The 14,647-nt window shown below is 69.4% G+C and carries 16 protein-coding genes; 4 read left to right on the forward strand and 12 right to left on the reverse strand.

Annotation, left to right across the window (positions count from 1 at the left end):
* From FV220_RS20260 to FV220_RS20275, 4 genes are all read right to left on the reverse strand, one after another.
* Window positions 1-732 (reverse strand): LysR family transcriptional regulator (locus FV220_RS20260; RefSeq protein WP_147833023.1); only part of this gene is annotated, 732 nt, incomplete at its 3' end.
* Window positions 729-1,538 carry an anti-sigma factor gene (locus FV220_RS20265; RefSeq protein ID WP_056160280.1) on the reverse strand — a complete coding sequence of 270 codons (810 nt, stop codon included), beginning with the start codon at window positions 1,536-1,538 and terminating at the stop codon, window positions 729-731. The genes FV220_RS20265 and FV220_RS20260, both read right to left, overlap by 4 nt.
* Entirely contained in the window at window positions 1,535-2,044 is a 510-nt protein-coding gene (locus tag FV220_RS20270; RefSeq protein WP_056217681.1) for an RNA polymerase sigma factor, read from the reverse strand. Before FV220_RS20270 ends, FV220_RS20265 begins: the two co-directional genes overlap by 4 nt.
* Before the next feature lie 13 nt (window positions 2,045-2,057).
* Window positions 2,058-2,441 (reverse strand): hypothetical protein, encoded by a 384-nt coding sequence (locus FV220_RS20275; RefSeq protein ID WP_056160287.1) that lies wholly within the window; start codon window positions 2,439-2,441, stop codon window positions 2,058-2,060.
* A gap of 182 nt (window positions 2,442-2,623) precedes the next feature.
* On the opposite strand from FV220_RS20275, the gene FV220_RS20280 reads away from it, so the two are divergent.
* The 3 genes from FV220_RS20280 to FV220_RS20290 all read left to right on the forward strand — a co-directional run bounded on the left by FV220_RS20280 (window position 2,624) and on the right by FV220_RS20290 (window position 5,997).
* Window positions 2,624-3,079, forward strand: a complete 456-nt coding sequence (locus tag FV220_RS20280; RefSeq protein WP_056160290.1) for a DUF305 domain-containing protein — start codon at window positions 2,624-2,626, stop codon at window positions 3,077-3,079.
* A complete protein-coding gene (locus FV220_RS20285; RefSeq protein ID WP_056217678.1) occupies window positions 3,076-4,512 on the forward strand; it encodes a YncE family protein in 1,437 nt (478 codons plus the stop codon). Before FV220_RS20280 ends, FV220_RS20285 begins: the two co-directional genes overlap by 4 nt.
* A 414-nt stretch (window positions 4,513-4,926) precedes the next feature.
* Window positions 4,927-5,997 (forward strand): DMT family transporter, encoded by a 1,071-nt coding sequence (locus FV220_RS20290; protein WP_147708281.1) that lies wholly within the window; start codon window positions 4,927-4,929, stop codon window positions 5,995-5,997.
* A 38-nt stretch (window positions 5,998-6,035) separates the two neighbouring features.
* Here the strand turns inward: FV220_RS20290 and FV220_RS25635 are convergent, their stop codons facing one another.
* The 8 genes from FV220_RS25635 to FV220_RS20325 all read right to left on the reverse strand — a co-directional run bounded on the left by FV220_RS25635 (window position 6,036) and on the right by FV220_RS20325 (window position 13,911).
* Entirely contained in the window at window positions 6,036-6,206 is a 171-nt protein-coding gene (locus FV220_RS25635) for a hypothetical protein (RefSeq protein WP_187272914.1), read from the reverse strand.
* A gap of 73 nt (window positions 6,207-6,279) precedes the next feature.
* On the reverse strand, window positions 6,280-6,828 hold the full coding sequence (locus tag FV220_RS20295) for a threonyl-trna synthetase (RefSeq protein WP_147708282.1): 549 nt from the start codon (window positions 6,826-6,828) through the stop codon (window positions 6,280-6,282).
* A 4-nt stretch (window positions 6,829-6,832) separates the two neighbouring features.
* Window positions 6,833-10,090: a CusA/CzcA family heavy metal efflux RND transporter gene (locus FV220_RS20300; RefSeq protein ID WP_147833024.1), complete on the reverse strand. Its 3,258-nt coding sequence runs from the start codon at window positions 10,088-10,090 to the stop codon at window positions 6,833-6,835.
* Between the two features lie 13 nt (window positions 10,091-10,103).
* Entirely contained in the window at window positions 10,104-11,468 is a 1,365-nt protein-coding gene (locus tag FV220_RS20305) for an efflux RND transporter periplasmic adaptor subunit (RefSeq protein ID WP_147833025.1), read from the reverse strand.
* Between the two features lie 137 nt (window positions 11,469-11,605).
* Window positions 11,606-11,968 (reverse strand): hypothetical protein, encoded by a 363-nt coding sequence (locus FV220_RS20310; protein ID WP_238270166.1) that lies wholly within the window; start codon window positions 11,966-11,968, stop codon window positions 11,606-11,608.
* Between the two features lie 65 nt (window positions 11,969-12,033).
* Window positions 12,034-12,279, reverse strand: coding sequence for a hypothetical protein (locus tag FV220_RS25640; protein WP_187272915.1), 246 nt, complete (start codon window positions 12,277-12,279; stop codon window positions 12,034-12,036).
* Window positions 12,280-12,461: 182 nt separating this feature from the next.
* Window positions 12,462-13,406 carry a cation diffusion facilitator family transporter gene (locus FV220_RS20320; protein WP_147708285.1) on the reverse strand — a complete coding sequence of 315 codons (945 nt, stop codon included), beginning with the start codon at window positions 13,404-13,406 and terminating at the stop codon, window positions 12,462-12,464.
* An 82-nt stretch (window positions 13,407-13,488) separates the two neighbouring features.
* A complete protein-coding gene (locus FV220_RS20325) occupies window positions 13,489-13,911 on the reverse strand; it encodes a helix-turn-helix domain-containing protein (RefSeq protein WP_147708286.1) in 423 nt (140 codons plus the stop codon).
* Window positions 13,912-13,976: 65 nt separating this feature from the next.
* On the opposite strand from FV220_RS20325, the gene FV220_RS20330 reads away from it, so the two are divergent.
* Window positions 13,977-14,647, forward strand: a 671-nt coding sequence (locus tag FV220_RS20330) for a cation transporter (protein ID WP_187273476.1), incomplete at its 3' end; no start/stop codon positions are given.

Consider the following 14,647-nt stretch of genomic DNA (forward strand, 5'->3'; position numbering starts at 1 on the left):
GGACAGGACGGCGGCCCCGCCCCCGGCCTCGACGGCGGCGCGCACCGCCTCGTTAGAGGGCAGTTCGAGCGTGACCCGAAGCTGGGCGGCTGCGAGGCCGGCCGCACCCAGGGCCGCCTCGAAGGCCGAGCGGGTTCCCGATCCCGCCTCGCGCAGCACCCAGTCGGCCCCGGCGAGATTTTCGGGTTCGAGGTCGGTCGCCCCGGCGAAGGCATGGCCAGGGGCGACCACGAGGACCAGTTGGTCCTGCGCGATGGTGGTGCTCGCAAGCGTCGGGTCGTCGAGCGCCCCCTCGACGAAGCCGAGTTCGGCCTGCCCGGCGCGCACCGCGTCGGCGGCGTCGGTGGTGTTGCCCACCGCCAACCGGATAGCGATCTCAGGGTAGGCCCGGCGGAAGGCGACGAGGTGGCGAGGCAGCCAGTCGCTGGCGATGGTCTGGCTGGCGTAGAGCGCCAGCGTCCCGCGCCGCAGGCCGCTGAGGTCGGCGAGCACCAGTTCGGCGGCCTCGGCCCGGGCGAGCACGGCGCGGGCCTCGACGAGAAATATGCGCCCCGCCTCAGTCAGCTCGATCCCGCGGCCGACCCGGTGAAAGAGCTTGGTGGCGTGTCGCCCCTCGATGTTGGCGATCGCCGTGCTGACCGCCGACTGGACGAGGTTCAGCGCTTCGGCGGCCCGCGTCACGTGCTGTCGCTCGGCCACCGCCACAAAGATGCGGAGTTGGTCGAGGGTCATGGTTGCCGCTGCGGAACCGGCAGTCCACGGACTTGCGCGTCGACCGACTGCGCGACGATCAACAGCCGCGCCTCGTCGGTGCGACCCGTGACGACGTAGGACATGCCGCCATCGACCCAGGAGAAGGCGGCGATGTCGCCCTCGCGGGCGAAGCGGAACACCGTGCGGCCATCCGCATCGCCTACGCGGCTGTAGAGTGTCAGCCGGGTGCCGTGGTCGTCATCGTACATCAGCATCGCGGCGGATTCGGAACCCGCCGGCAGCAGCCGGCCGCCCATCAGGCGGAAGCCGTACGCCGTAAGGTCGGGGGTGGTCACCGCCCGGCCGAGGCGCTTCGAGAGCCACGTAACAAGGTGCGGCTTCTCGTCGGCGCGCACCTCCACCGGATGCACCGCCTCGACCACGTAGGTGCGGAAGGCCGCCACCGCGTCGTCGGTCGCTGGCTCGGTTCGCGCGAGCGTGACCGTGGGTACCTGCCGCGCGGCATGGCCGAACCAGCCGGCGGCGCCGCCGACCGCGAGGCAGAGCACGGCCGCAGCCGCGACCGGAAGCCAGCGGTAGGTTATCGGGCGATGTCGCGAGCGGATGTTGGCCACCCGGAGCCGCGCCGGAATCGCCTCCTCGGCGATCGGCGCGAGGCGGGCACGCAAGCGCTCGCGTAGGGCGCGATCCGCCGAGACCTCCGCCGCCCGCGCGGGGTTTCCCCTGAGCCATGCCTCGACCAGCGCCTGCCGCTCCGGTTCGAGACGACCGTCGATCAGGCCGTGGAGGTCGTCCTCGCCGACCGGGCGCGGATCCCCGCTCATTTCACCCTCCTCAAGAGTCCGGTCCGGCCAGTTTCCAGAAAACCGCGCATCCGCGTCCGGGCCCGGCTCAACCGCGACATCACCGTGCCGAGCGGTACCCCGAGCACCTGGGCCGCCTCGGCATAAGACAGATCCTCGACCGCGACGAGGAGCAGCACCGAGCGCTGCTCCTCGGGCAGGGTGTCGAGCCCGGTGAGCACGTCGCGTGCCCCCATAGCGGCCTCGGGGTCGGCACCCGGATCGGGCACCTGCTCCAAAGCCTCAGCGCCGACATCGATGCCGCGCCGGCCCCGGCGTCGAACAGTGCCAAGGAACAGGTTGCGCTCGATCGTGAACAGCCAGGCTCGCAGGTCGCCGTCGCGGCGACGTCCGGACCAGGCGGACAACGCCCGCTCCAAAGTGTCCTGGACGAGGTCGTCCGCCGCTTCGCGGTCCCGCAACAGTGCGACTGCGTAGCGCCGCAACGCTGGGATCTGCGGTTCGATGAGGGCGGCGATCTCGTCCACGAGGCTTTACCGATTAGGGCTTGGCGATGTGCCATGCACCGTTGAGGAATCCGTCGCCGGTGATGTCGCCGGGCTTCGTATCCTTGGCGAAGGTGTAGAGCGGCTTGCCCTTGTGGGCCCACTGCATCGTGCCGTCGTCCCGCGTCACCATCGTCCAGTCGCCACTAGCAGCCGAGCCGGAGGCGGCCATCAGTGCCGGCCAGTTGGCGGCGCAGGGGCCGTTGCACATCGACTTGCCGCCCATGTCCTTGTCGAAGGTGTAGAGGGTCATGCTCTTGGAATCGACGAGCGCCGGCCCCTTGGCAGTCTCGGCCGTTATCGCAGGCGCAGCGGCCTGGGCGGCGACGGCGGAGAAGGCGAAGGCCGCAAAGGCGGCGCGGATCAGCATGGTGCGCATGAGTGAGGTCTCCGGCGGTCTACCATGACCGCATCGGGAGAGATGCCGAACGGGCGCGTCTATTCCACTGACATTTGGAAAAGATCGATCACATCGGCAGGGCCACCAATTCGTCCCCGGCCAGGGAATAAAGCCGTTTCTCCGGCATCTCTCCCATCGACAACGAACGAGGAGGACGGCCCATGCGCGGAGCACTGGGATTTGCGCTCACGGCCGCCGTGATGGCCGGCGGCCTCGTCGGCGGCCGGATGATGATGCCCCCGACGCTGGCCGCCGCCGAGCCGCCGGCCATCGTCTCCGCGTCCTTCGACGCGATGATGGCGCAGTCGATGACGCGGATGCATGCCGACATGATGGTCCCGCCCTCGGGCGATCCGGACCGCGACTTCGCTGCGATGATGATCCCGCACCACGCGGGCGCGATCGCGATGGCCCAGGCAGAGCTGCTCTACGGCAAGGATCCGGTCCTGCGCCGCCTCGCGCAGGGGATCATCGTCGAACAGGGCCAGGAGATCGCGGTGATGCGCCGGGCGCTCGCCGATCTCCCTCCCGCGCCGGATTCGTCTGCCGCAGCCACCCACCTTCACCACCATGGCACGGCCCCTGCCGCCGAGATGCCTTCGGAGATCTGCCGATGAAGACCGCCCTCACCCTCCTCGCGCTCGCGATGCTCTCCGGCTCGGCTCTCGCCGGGCAGGCCCCGGGTGCAGCCTTTGCACCGGACGTGCCGGTCAGCGGCAGGGACCGGTTCTATACGTCGGACCAGTTCTCCAACACGGTCTCGGTGGTCGATCCCGCCGCCAACGTCCTGCTCGGCGTGATCCGGCTCGGCGACCCGACGCCGATGAACCTGAGCCCGCTCTATCGCGGCCAGCTCCTCGTCCACGGCATGGGCTTCTCGCCCGACCACAGGACGCTGCTCGCGGTCTCGATCGGCTCGAACTCCGTGAGCTTCATCGACACGGCGACCAACACGGTCCGCCACACCGCCTATGTCGGCCGCGCGCCGCACGAGGCCTTCTTCACGCCGGACGGCCGAGAGGTCTGGGTGAGCGTGCGCGGCGAGGACTACATCGCCGTGCTCGATGCCGCGACCGCCAAGGAGACGCGCCGAATCACCGTGCCGAACGGGCCCGGCATGACGATCTTCTCGCCGGACGGCGCCTACGGCTATGTCTGCTCCAGCTTCAGCCCCGAGACGGTGGTGATCGACACGAAGACCCACTCCATCGTCGGGCGCGTGAAGCAGGAGAGCCCGTTCTGCCCCGACATCGCCGCAACACCGGACGGCAAGCAGGTGTGGTTCACCCTCAAGGATGTCGGCCGGACCCAGGTGTTCTCTGCGACGCCGCCATTCGCGCCGCTGAAGACGATCGAGACCGGGCCGATCACCAACCACGTCAACATCGTCTCGACCAAGGCCGGCCAGTTCGCCTACGTGACGATCGGCGGCCTGAACCAGGTCAAGGTGTTTCGCACCGACGACTTCACCCAGGTCGCCACCATTCCGACCGGCGCCCTACCGCACGGGCTCTGGCCCTCGGGCGACGGCAGCCGCGTCTATGTCGGCCTGGAGAACGCCGACAAGGCGGCGGTGATCGACACCGCGTCGAACACGGTGATCGCCGAGGTGCCGATCGGGCAGGGTCCGCAGGGCGTCGCCTACGTCCCGAACGCCGTGCCGGAGGGCGACGGAATGCAAAACCTCCAAGCGCTGGGCGCAGCCGGCAAGACCAGCGCGCTGACGCTCGCGGGTACCGATGGCAAGCCGGCGACGCAGGTCACCCTGTTCGACCAGGGCGTGTTGCAGACGCTGCAGGCCGCGGTAACGGGACTGCCCTCGAAGATGCCGTTCGTGCTGGCGCTGGCCGCCGATCCGAAGGGGGCCGCAGGCCTGGAGCCGCTCGCCGCCTTCATGACCAACCCGGCCGGCGCGGCCATCGTCAACGCGATCGGCCCGATCCGCCAGATCACCCGCACGGATGCCGGCGCGAGCCGGCGCTACCTCGTGGTGGTCTCGGGCAAGCCCGGTGAACTCGGCGGCGTCGTCCAGATGCAGACTGTGGATTGAACGGGCGGCCTCACGAGCGCGGGAAGTGGGAATCCGAGAGCATGCGTTCGCAGCGCGCGTCCAGCTGCAACGTCTGCTTTCAAGGCCTCCATTGGCTTGCTTCTATGACCGAGTAGGGTCGGATGCGGAACGTCCGCTTACGGACGCAAGGCCGCAGTTCGCTTGCCACCCTCAGCCGAAGTTGCCGGACGGCCGACGAATGGCCGCTTTCAGGAAGAACGCCGGGCAATCCATGCGGCTGGGTTGGGTCGGGTGCAGTCGGTACCGAGCGTTAAATCCTAACCGCTACTCGACAACTTGGGGCAACTTAGCGCGACCAAAGGCACGTGCTCGCGCTGCTGCGGGCGGTCTTGGCTTCGATGGAACGGTATCACAGGACGGATACGGCATTCTTCGCCAGTGCTATCATGCGGCATGTTCGAGCACGCCCATCGTCACGCGCACCTCTGGCCCGGAGTGCCGTTGGCACTGGCATCCGCCGTCCTGTTCGGCGCATCGGCCCCCTTCGCCAAGCTGCTGTTGGGATCGGTCGACCCGCAGGCGCTGGCTGGCCTCCTGTATCTCGGTGCGGGCGTCGGCCTCGCCGCCGTCCACGGCAGCCGGTCCGCCCTCCGGATCGAGGCGCCGGAGGCCCCCCTACGCAGGTCGGACGCACCGTGGCTGCTCGCGGTGGTGCTGTTCGGGGGCGTGGCGGGTCCCCTGTTGCTGATGCTGGGGCTGGCACGGACGTCAGCGGCCTCGGGCTCGCTCCTGCTCAACCTCGAAGGGCTGGCGACCATGGGCATCGCCTGGGTGGTGTTCCGCGAGAACGTGGACCGCCGCCTCCTGCTCGGCGCGGCGGCCATCCTCGCCGGCGCCGTCGCGCTGTCGTGGCAAGGCCAGGGCGTCCATTTCGACGCGGGCGGCGGCCTGATCGCGCTGGCCTGCCTCGCCTGGGGCGTCGACAACAACCTGACCCGCAAGCTGTCCTCCGCCGATCCGGTCGTGATCGCGTTGACCAAGGGGCTCGTCGCCGGGGGCGCCAACCTCGCCATTGCCCTCGCACGCGGTGCCAGCCTGCCGCCGCCCGGCATGATCGGCTTCGCGGCCGTCGTCGGGTTCCTCGGGGTCGGCGTCAGCCTGGTGCTGTTCGTGTTCGCGCTGCGCCATCTCGGCAGCGCGCGGACGGGGGCCTATTTCTCGCTCGCACCGTTCATCGGGGCCGTCGTCGCCTTGGTCCTGTTGCCGGAACCCGTGACCCCGCAACTCGTCGTCGCCGCGCTCCTGATGGGGGTCGGCCTCTGGCTGCACCTCGCGGAACGGCACGACCACGAGCATTCGCACGAGGCGATGGGCCATGAGCATGGGCACGTGCACGATGAACATCACCACCACGACCACGATGGTCCCGTGACCGAGCCCCACTCCCACTGGCATCGCCACCAGCCGATGCGGCACAAGCACGTGCACTACCCCGACCTTCACCATCGCCACGGACATGGTTGAGCCGGCGCGGGGGCAATCGGCGCCGCATTCGAGACTTGTCACCGCGGGACGTAGAACCAGCAGTACAGCGCGCACACGACGGCGATGGCCATCGCCGACATCAGGAATGACCGTCGCGCCGCCCTCAGGACATGCGGCCTGACCTTGCGTCGGCGCCTGCTTCCGCCGCCGAATTCCCCGATCTGCCGGGCGAGCTTCTTGCCGGTCATCGCCCCCTGATCCCCCGCCGATGGGTTCCATGGGTCGAGGAGGGGCGCTGCAGGCCGTGACGGATCGGCACGATCACGGGACCATCCCGCCGATCAGGTCCGACATGTGGGCACCGGCAGGGTGGCCCGTGGCGGTGCGGTGGCTCTCCGAGCAGGCCGCGTAATCCGGGCCGGACACGGACATCACCAACCCGCGGGTGCCGTCCGGCAACGTGCGCGTCGCCAGGACAGCCCGGCCCGAGAGCCATGCCAGCGACCCCGAGGCGAGGCCCGGGCGCGGTTCGCCGTAGCGGCGCACCCCCTCGCGCCGGATGGCCTCGCGTGCGGTGACATGAGCCGGTCCGTCGAGCGGCCGACCGACCCAGACGACCTGCTGGAGGCCCTGCTCCCTGCACACCACCAGGACCACCTCGACGGTGTCGGGTCCTGAGGCGAGCGGACGGTCGTGGAAATAGTACAGCCCGGTCAGGTTCGCCTCGCGGTCGACCATTGAGGGTGCATCGACACGGTCCACGGGACCCCAAGCCAATCCGAACGGCGCCTCGCCCGCCGTCGGTTCCGCCGCCATGGCCGCGCCTGTCCACGCCACCATCGCCAGTGCGAGCGCGGGGCGGCGAGACATCGTCCTACTCCGCGGCCTGGGGCAGGACGGGGCGTGCATGGGGACCCTCCTTCTCGACGGTAGCCTTCCTCGGGGCGACGGCACCGGCGAAGCGCGCGTAGAGCGCCGGCAGGACGACGAGGGTCAGCAGGGTCGCCGAGATGAGCCCGCCGATGACCACGGTCGCCAACGGACGCTGGACCTCGGCCCCCGTCTCGGTCGCCAGGGCCATCGGCACGAACCCCAGGGACGCCACGAGCGCCGTCATCGCCACCGGGCGCAGGCGGGTCATCGCGCCTTCGAGGATCGCCTCTCGACGGGGCTTTCCCTCCGCGATGAGCTGCTTGATGTAGCTCAGCATCACCAGGCCGTTGAGCACCGCCACCCCGGACAGGGCGATGAACCCGACCGCCGCCGGGACCGAGAACGGCATGCCCCGCAGCCACAGGGCCGCGATACCGCCGGTCAGTGCCAGCGGGACCGCGCTGAACACCAGGAGGGCGTCCCGCGCCGAGTTCAGGGCCGAGAACAGCAGCAGGAAGATCAGGAAGAAGCACACCGGCACCACGACCATGAGGCGCTGGCGGGCGGAGGCTAGGTTCTCGAACTGCCCGCCCCAGGTCACGTAGTAGCCAGACGGCAGCTGCACACCGGACGCGACCTTGGCCTGGGCCTCAGCCACCAGCGAGCCGATGTCGCGGCCGCGCACGTTGGCGGTGACCACGACCCGGCGGCGGCCGTTCTCGCGCGAGATCTGGTTCGGTCCCTCGGTGACTGAGAAGCTCGCGACCTGCTTCAGGAGCACCGAGGAGGCCCGCCCGTTGACGCCCGGGGGCAGCGGCACCGGGATGTTCTCCAGGGCCTCGCGGTCCTCGCGCACCTTGTCGTTCAGGCGCACGACGATGGGGAAGCGACGGTCGCCCTCGAACACCATGCCGGCCTCCCGTCCGCCGATGGCCGCCCCGATGACGTCCTGGATCGAGGACGTGCTCAGGCCGAGGCGGGCCGCCTCAGTCTTGTTGATCTTGATCTCCAGGAACGGCAGGCCCGCCGTCTGCTCGACCTTGACGTCGTCGGCGCCCTCGGTCCCGCGCAGGATCGCGGCGACCTGGTTGGCGGCCTTCAGCATCGGCTCGAACTCCTCGCCGAACACCTTCACGGCGAGGTCGCCGCGGGTGCCGGCCAGGAGCTCGTTGAAGCGGAGCTGGATCGGCTGGGAGAACTCGTAGACGTTGCCCGCGAGCGTCCCGACAGCCTTCTCGACCTGCTCCTGCAACTCGGCCTTGGACAGGTCCGGATCGGGCCATTCCTCCTGCGGCTTCAGGATGACGAAGGTGTCGGACGAGCTCGGCGGCATCGGGTCGGAGGCGACCTCCGCGGTACCGGTCTTCGAAAAGACGTAGGCCACCTGGGGGAAGCGGCTGATCGCCTGCTCGACCTTCAGCTGCATCGCCTGCGACTGCGTGAGGGAGGTCGAGGGGATGCGCTGGGCGTTCAGCGCGATGCTCTTCTCGTCGAGCTGCGGGATGAACTCCTGGCCCAGCCCCCTGAACAGGAAGCCGGCGCCGACGAGCAGCACCAGGGCGACCGCGACGAAGGTCATCGGAACCCGCAGGGCGGCCCCGAGGATCGGGCGGTAGGCGGCCTTGAGCCCGCGGATGAGGACGTTGTCTTTCTCCGTGACCTTGCCGGTGATGACGATCGCGATCATCGCTGGCACGAAGGTCAGCGACAGGACGAAGGCCGAGACGAGGGCGATGATGACGGTGAGCGCCATCGGCTCGAACATCTTGCCCTCGACCCCGGTGAAGGTGAGGAGCGGCACGTAGACGAGGATGATGATGGCCTGCCCATACAGGGAAGGCTTGATCATCTCCTCGGCCGAGGCGCGCACGGTGACGAGGCGCTCCTCCAGGTCGAGCTTGCGCCCGAGTTCCCCCTGGCGCTCCGCGAGGTGGCGCAGGGCGTTCTCGGTGATGATGACGGCGCCGTCGACGATGAGGCCGAAGTCCAGCGCCCCGAGGCTCATGAGGTTGGCGCTGATCCTGCCTTGGACCATACCCGTCATGGTCATCAGCATCGCCACCGGGATGACGAGGGCGGTGACGATGGCCGCCCGGATGTTACCGAGCAGCAGGAACAGGATGACGATGACGAGGGCGGCGCCCTCGGCGAGGTTCTTGGCGACCGTTCGGATGGTGGCCTCGACCAGCAGGGTCCGGTTGAGCACGGTCTGGACCTCGACGCCGGGCGGGAGCGTGCGCCGGATCTCGGTCATCTTTGCGTCAACGGCGGCCGAGACCGTCCTGCTGTTCTCGCCGATCAGCATCAGGGCGGTGCCGATGACGACCTCGCGCCCGTCCTCGCTGCCCGACCCGGTGCGTAGGTCCCGCCCGATCCGGACCTCCGCGATGTCCGAGATGCGGACCGGCACCCCGCCGCGCGTGGTCACGACCACGGAGCCGATGTCCTCCATGGTCTCAAGGCGGCCGGCGGCACGGACGACGTAGCCCTCGCCGTTGTCCTCCAGGTAGCGGGCACCCAGGTTGGCGTTGTTGGCCTCCAGCGCCCGGCCGATGTCGGCGAAGGACAGGTCAAGGGCGGTGAGCTTCATCGGGTCCGGCTGGACGTGGTACTGCTTGTCGAAGCCGCCGATGCTGTCGACGCCGGCCACGCCCGGCACGGTCTTCACCTGGGGGCGAATGATCCAGTCCTGGACCGTGCGCAGGTAGGCCGTGCGTTCGAGCTCTGTCGCAAGCCGCTGACCCTCGGGGGTCAGGTAGCTCCCGTCGCCCTGCCAACCCGGCTTGCCGTCCGGGGAGACCTTACGATCCTTCGGTTGGGCGTAGTGGATCGACCACATGTAGATCTCGCCCAGGCCCGTGGAGATCGGGCCCATGTGCGGCTCGGCCCCCGGCGGCAGGGTCGACTTCGCCTCGCCGATGCGCTCGGCGACCTGCTGGCGGGCGAAATATACGTTTGTCGCCTCCGAGAAGACCGCGGTGACCTGCGAGAAGCCGTTCCGCGAGAGCGAGCGGGTGTATTCGAGGCCCTTGATCCCGGCGAGCGCGGTCTCGACCGGGTAGGTCACCTGCTTCTCGATATCGACCGGGGAGAGCGACGGCGCCGTGGTGTTGATCTGCACCTGGTTGTTGGTGATGTCCGGGACGGCGTCGATGGGAAGCTTCGTCAGCGAAAACACGCCGAAGCCCGCCGCGAGGAGCGACGGCAGCACCACGAGCCATCGCTGATGGACGGAGAAGTCGAGGATCTTCGAGATCATGGCCGGCCCCCGTTCAGTGGTCGTGGTCGGCTTCGGCCTTGCCGAGCTCGGCCTTCAGGACGAAGGAGTTGGCCACCGCGACCTCGTCGCCGGGCTTGAGGCCGGTCAGGATCTCGAAGGCGTCGTCGTCGGCCTTGCCGATGGTCACGTCCCGGCGCTCGAAGCCCTCCTGTGTTCGGACAAACACGACCTTCTCGCCGCCGATGGTCTGGATCGCGGACTTCGGCAGCCGGACCTTGACCGGGTCGCGGGCGATCTCGACCTCGGTTGTCACGAAGGTGCCGGGCCGCCAGGCCATGTCATTGTTCGGCAGGGCGACGATGACCCGGGCGGAGCGCGTCTCGGCGTTGAGGATCGGGCTGACGAAAACGACCTTGCCCTCGCCGCGGGGGCCGTCGTCGCCTCCGACGATGGTCACCTTGGCGCCCTCCCGGACCTTCGAGAGCTCCGTGGTCGGGATGGCCAGCTCGATCCACACGGAGGAGAGGTCGGCGACGGTGTAAACGTCGGCCGGATCGCCCTCCTTGCCGACGGCGGTTCCGACGTCGACCTTGCGCTCGACCACACGGCCGGCGAGCGGGGACTTGAGCTCGTAGCGGCGCAACGAAGATAGGTTCGGGGTAGTCTCGTCCTTCTTGGCGGACGTCGCGACCTCGGCCGCGTTCAGCCCCAGGGCCGATAGCTTCTGGCGTGCCAGGTCGACCCGAAGCGTCGCCTCGGAGTAGGCGGCCTTGGCGTTCAGGAACGCTGATTCGGCCGAGATGCGCTTGTCCCAGAGGGCCTGCTGGCGGTCGAAGTTGGTCTTCTCCAGGTCGGCCTTGACCGTCGCGGTGAGGAAGTCGCTCTTGGCCTCGGCGACCTCACGGCTGTCGAGGATGGCCACGACCTCGCCCTTGGCGACCTCTTCGCCGAGGCGCTTGCGCATCTCGGCCACGGTTCCGACCACCCGCACGGGGACGCGGGCGATCCGGTCGGCGTCCTGGGCGATGGTGCCGGGCACCAGGAGATGTCGTGAGAGGATGCCACCCTCGACCGTGGCGAGCTTGATGTCCTGCTCGGCGGCCTGCTCGGCCGTCATCTTGATCTTGCCCTCGCCCTCCTCGTCGTGGCCGTGCGCCTCGCCCTCGGCGTGCTTGTGCTCGCCGGCAGGCTTGGGCTCGGCGTCGGCATGCTCGTGGCCATGCTCGCCATGACCGTGGCCATCGTCGGCTGCGGGTGTCGCCGGCTTAGTCATGGCTGCGTTGGTCGGCGGCGCTGCCCGGGCGTTCGTCAGGCCGGCGGCGGCGAGCGCGCCCTGCACGACCTCGGACACACGGGGGAAGGCACCGCCGACGGCGACGCCGATGGCCAGGAAGGCCACGGAGAGGAGTGCACGCATGGAGGAAGGCCATTCGCCTGGGATCCGGCGAGCCGCTCAAGCGGCTTCCTGGATCCGGTTCGGATCACGCTCGATGAGGAAGCCGGCATCCGCAAGGATGGACGGCAGGCAAGCGCCACGGTCGTGGCGATGCGGCCTCAGGCGCGAGGCGGCCTCGGTAAACGGTCCGGTGAGACGGACCCGATGGCGGTGGTCACGGTCGCGTACAGAGCACGCCCGGTCGCCGGGGACGGCAACGCAGGTGCTTCGTCGACCCCAAGAGCCTGATGGCAACCGCAGTTGGCGTGACAGGCCGGGCAGGCATCGCCGTGGCCGATGCCGGCCGCCTCGGTCGGGGCGGACACCGACAGTCCATGGCTGGCCGGGCGATGGGCCTCGGAGGAATGGACCGTGCCGGGGACGACGAGTGACAGGACCAGGACGAGCGACAGCACGCGGACGGTGGTCGCCCACCAGCCGCGCATCGTCTCGTAGGCCCTGATCCGGGGTCCCGTGGTCATGGTCGCCTTATGAACGATTCAGGGTCACCCGTACATGCCGGGTGAGCCACGACGAGGACGGAACCTCAATAGTCGTCGTGATGATGGTGGTCTCTGCGCTCGCCGTAGAACCGGCGCTCGCCATAGTACGCCCGGTCGCCGTAATCCCGGTGCGGTCGGTGGATGACGACGTCGTCATGGTCGCCATGGTGGTAGCGATCGACATGGACGTCGCCGCGCCGGTCGAAGTCGCCGCCGTAGTATTGGGCGGACGCCGCGGCCGGGGCGAGGATCAGGCTGACGGCGACCAAGGCCGGAATGCGGACACGCATGGCTCGTTCCTCAAGGGATGATGCCGTCAGGATCGGCTTCGACGGTTGAACGAGGCCTGAAACCGCCGTTCATCCATCGGTGGCCGGAAGCACCGAACCGATGTCTCGCGACACGGATACAGGGCTCCTTCGGTCGCACGGGTTGAAGGCATTCCCTTACGGTCGGGCATGTTTCCGATGGCTCACACGACGTGGGCGGGGGCGAGGGTGCAGGCGGTGTCGGCGCTCGTCTCGACCTGCAGGGTGGTGTGGCCGATGCCGAACCGTTCCCTGATCCCGGCGGCGGCGTCCATCAGGAAGGCGTCGTCTGGTCGGCCGCCGGGCATCAGGAGATGGGCGGTGAGGCAGGTCTCGGTAGTGCTCATCGCCCAGACGTGCAGGTCGTGCAGGGCGGCGACCCCGGGCAGTCCTTCGAGATGGCTTCGGACCGCGTCCGGATCGATGCCCGGCGGGACGGCGGCGAGGGACAGCGTGAGGCTGTCGCGCAGGAGGCCCCAGGTGCTCCAGACGATGACCGCCACGATGGCGAGGCTGACGACGGGATCGAGCCAGGTCCACCCGGTGTAGAGGATCACGAGGCCGGCGATGACCACGCCGGCCGAGACGGCGGCGTCGGCGGCCATGTGCAGGAAGGCGCCCTTGATGTTGATGTCGCCCTTGGCCCCCGAGGCGAATAGCCAGGCGGTGATGCCGTTCACGAGGATGCCGACCGCGGCCACGATCATCACGGTCTTGCCGGCGACCGGCGCGGGCTCTCCGAAGCGCTGGATCGCCTCCCAGGCGATGGCGCCGACGGCGACCAGCAGGAACACCGCGTTGAACAGCGCCGCCAGGATCGACGACCCCTTCATCCCGTAGGTGTAGCGGGCGCTCGGGGCGCGCTTGGCCAGCACCATGGCGACCCAGGCCACCACGAGGCCGAGCACGTCCGAGAGGTTGTGGCCGGCATCGGCCAACAGGGCCATCGAGTTCCCCAGCACCCCGTAGGTGGCCTCGACGACGACGAAGCCGACGTTGAGGGCGATGCCGATGGCGAACGCCTTCCCGAAGCTTGCCGGTGCGTGGCTGTGCCCGGGGCCGTGGGCGTGCCCGGCGTGGTCATGGGCGTGGTCGTGGTGTTCCGTCATCTCGGCTTCCGGTTTGGCGCGGCGATCGCGGCTCGGTAACTCCTCTAGCGGCTGGAGGAGCAAGCGTTCGTTCCGGATCCGGTCAATGGCGGTCGCTCAGGCACTCGCCGTGGTCGGCCAGTACCTCGATGATGCGGCATTCACGGACGTCGCCGCCCGAGCATTGCTCGACCATCGCCTTCATTTCCTGCCTGAGGCCTGTCAGCCGTGCGATCCTGTCGTCGATGTCGGCGAGGTGCTTGCGCGCGATGGCGTCGGCCTCCCCGCACGGACGCTCGGGGTGCCCGGCGAGGTCGAGCAGGGCGCGGATGTCCTCGATCTCGAAGCCGAGCTCGCGGGCGTGCCGGATGAACCGAAGCGTCCGGACATCCGCCTCGCCGTAGGTTCGGCGGTTGCCCTCGGTGCGCTCCGGCGTCGGCAGGAGCCCACGTTCCTCGTAGAACCGGATCGTGGGGACCTTCACCGCGGCGCGTCGCGACAACTCCCCGATGGCGATGGGCTTCATGCCGCTTGCTCCTCTAGTCGCTGGAGGAAGTAGGGTCTTCCGGAGAGATGCGGAAGGGACCCGCCATGAGCGATGCGACGACCCTGGACCGGACCCTGAGCCCCTCGACGCGCCTGCGCGTGACCGGGATGGATTGCGCCTCGTGCGCCGCCAAGGTCGAGAACGCGGTGCGGCGCCTGCCCGGAATCGAGGAGATACAGGTCTCGGTGGCGACCGAGACCCTGACGGTGCGGCACGGTCCCGACACCGACGCCCTCGCCATCGCGGCGACGGTCCGCAGCCTGGGCTACGGCGCCGAGGACCCCGCCGCCGCCGTGGCGTCGGATGCCGGGCGGCCCGAGCAGGCCTGGTGGCGTACCCCGAAGGCGTTGCTGGCGTTCGCCTGCGGGACGGCCCTGGTGCTGGCTTACGCCATCGGACAGGCCGCGCCGGCGGCCGAGCGCTGGGCATTCCTCGCCGCCATGATGATCGGGCTGGTGCCGATCGCCCGCCGCGCGATCTCCGCGGCCCGGCATGGGACGCCGTTCTCCATCGAGACGCTGATGTCCGTGGCCGCCATCGGCGCGACCCTGATCGGGGCGACCGAGGAGGCGGCGACGGTCGTGTTCCTGTTCCTGGTCGGCGAGGTGCTGGAGGGCGTGGCCGCCGGCCGGGCCCGGGCGAGCATCCGCGGCCTCACCGGGCTGGTCCCGGACACCGCCCTGCTGGAGGCCGGGGGGACGACCGAGCGCGTGCC

Source organism: Methylobacterium sp. WL19 (assembly GCF_008040005.1).
Lineage (GTDB): Bacteria > Pseudomonadota > Alphaproteobacteria > Rhizobiales > Beijerinckiaceae > Methylobacterium > Methylobacterium bullatum.

Bases quoted from the DNA above. Each gene is read 5' to 3' on its own strand.
- FV220_RS20320 (WP_147708285.1), bottom strand. From the start codon at position 13,406: ATGACGGAACACCACGACCACGCCCATGACCACGCCGGGCACGCCCAC.
- FV220_RS20280 (WP_056160290.1), top strand. From the start codon at position 2,624: ATGCGCGGAGCACTGGGATTTGCGCTCACGGCCGCCGTGATGGCCGGC.
- FV220_RS20325 (WP_147708286.1), bottom strand. From the start codon at position 13,911: ATGAAGCCCATCGCCATCGGGGAGTTGTCGCGACGCGCCGCGGTGAAG.
- FV220_RS20265 (WP_056160280.1), bottom strand. From the start codon at position 1,538: ATGAGCGGGGATCCGCGCCCGGTCGGCGAGGACGACCTCCACGGCCTG.
- FV220_RS25635 (WP_187272914.1), bottom strand. From the start codon at position 6,206: ATGACCGGCAAGAAGCTCGCCCGGCAGATCGGGGAATTCGGCGGCGGA.
- FV220_RS20310 (WP_238270166.1), bottom strand. From the start codon at position 11,968: ATGACCACGGGACCCCGGATCAGGGCCTACGAGACGATGCGCGGCTGG.
- FV220_RS20300 (WP_147833024.1), bottom strand. From the start codon at position 10,090: ATGATCTCGAAGATCCTCGACTTCTCCGTCCATCAGCGATGGCTCGTG.
- FV220_RS20275 (WP_056160287.1), bottom strand. From the start codon at position 2,441: ATGCGCACCATGCTGATCCGCGCCGCCTTTGCGGCCTTCGCCTTCTCC.
- FV220_RS20285 (WP_056217678.1), top strand. From the start codon at position 3,076: ATGAAGACCGCCCTCACCCTCCTCGCGCTCGCGATGCTCTCCGGCTCG.
- FV220_RS20290 (WP_147708281.1), top strand. From the start codon at position 4,927: ATGTTCGAGCACGCCCATCGTCACGCGCACCTCTGGCCCGGAGTGCCG.
- FV220_RS20305 (WP_147833025.1), bottom strand. From the start codon at position 11,468: ATGCGTGCACTCCTCTCCGTGGCCTTCCTGGCCATCGGCGTCGCCGTC.
- FV220_RS25640 (WP_187272915.1), bottom strand. From the start codon at position 12,279: ATGCGTGTCCGCATTCCGGCCTTGGTCGCCGTCAGCCTGATCCTCGCC.
- FV220_RS20295 (WP_147708282.1), bottom strand. From the start codon at position 6,828: ATGTCTCGCCGCCCCGCGCTCGCACTGGCGATGGTGGCGTGGACAGGC.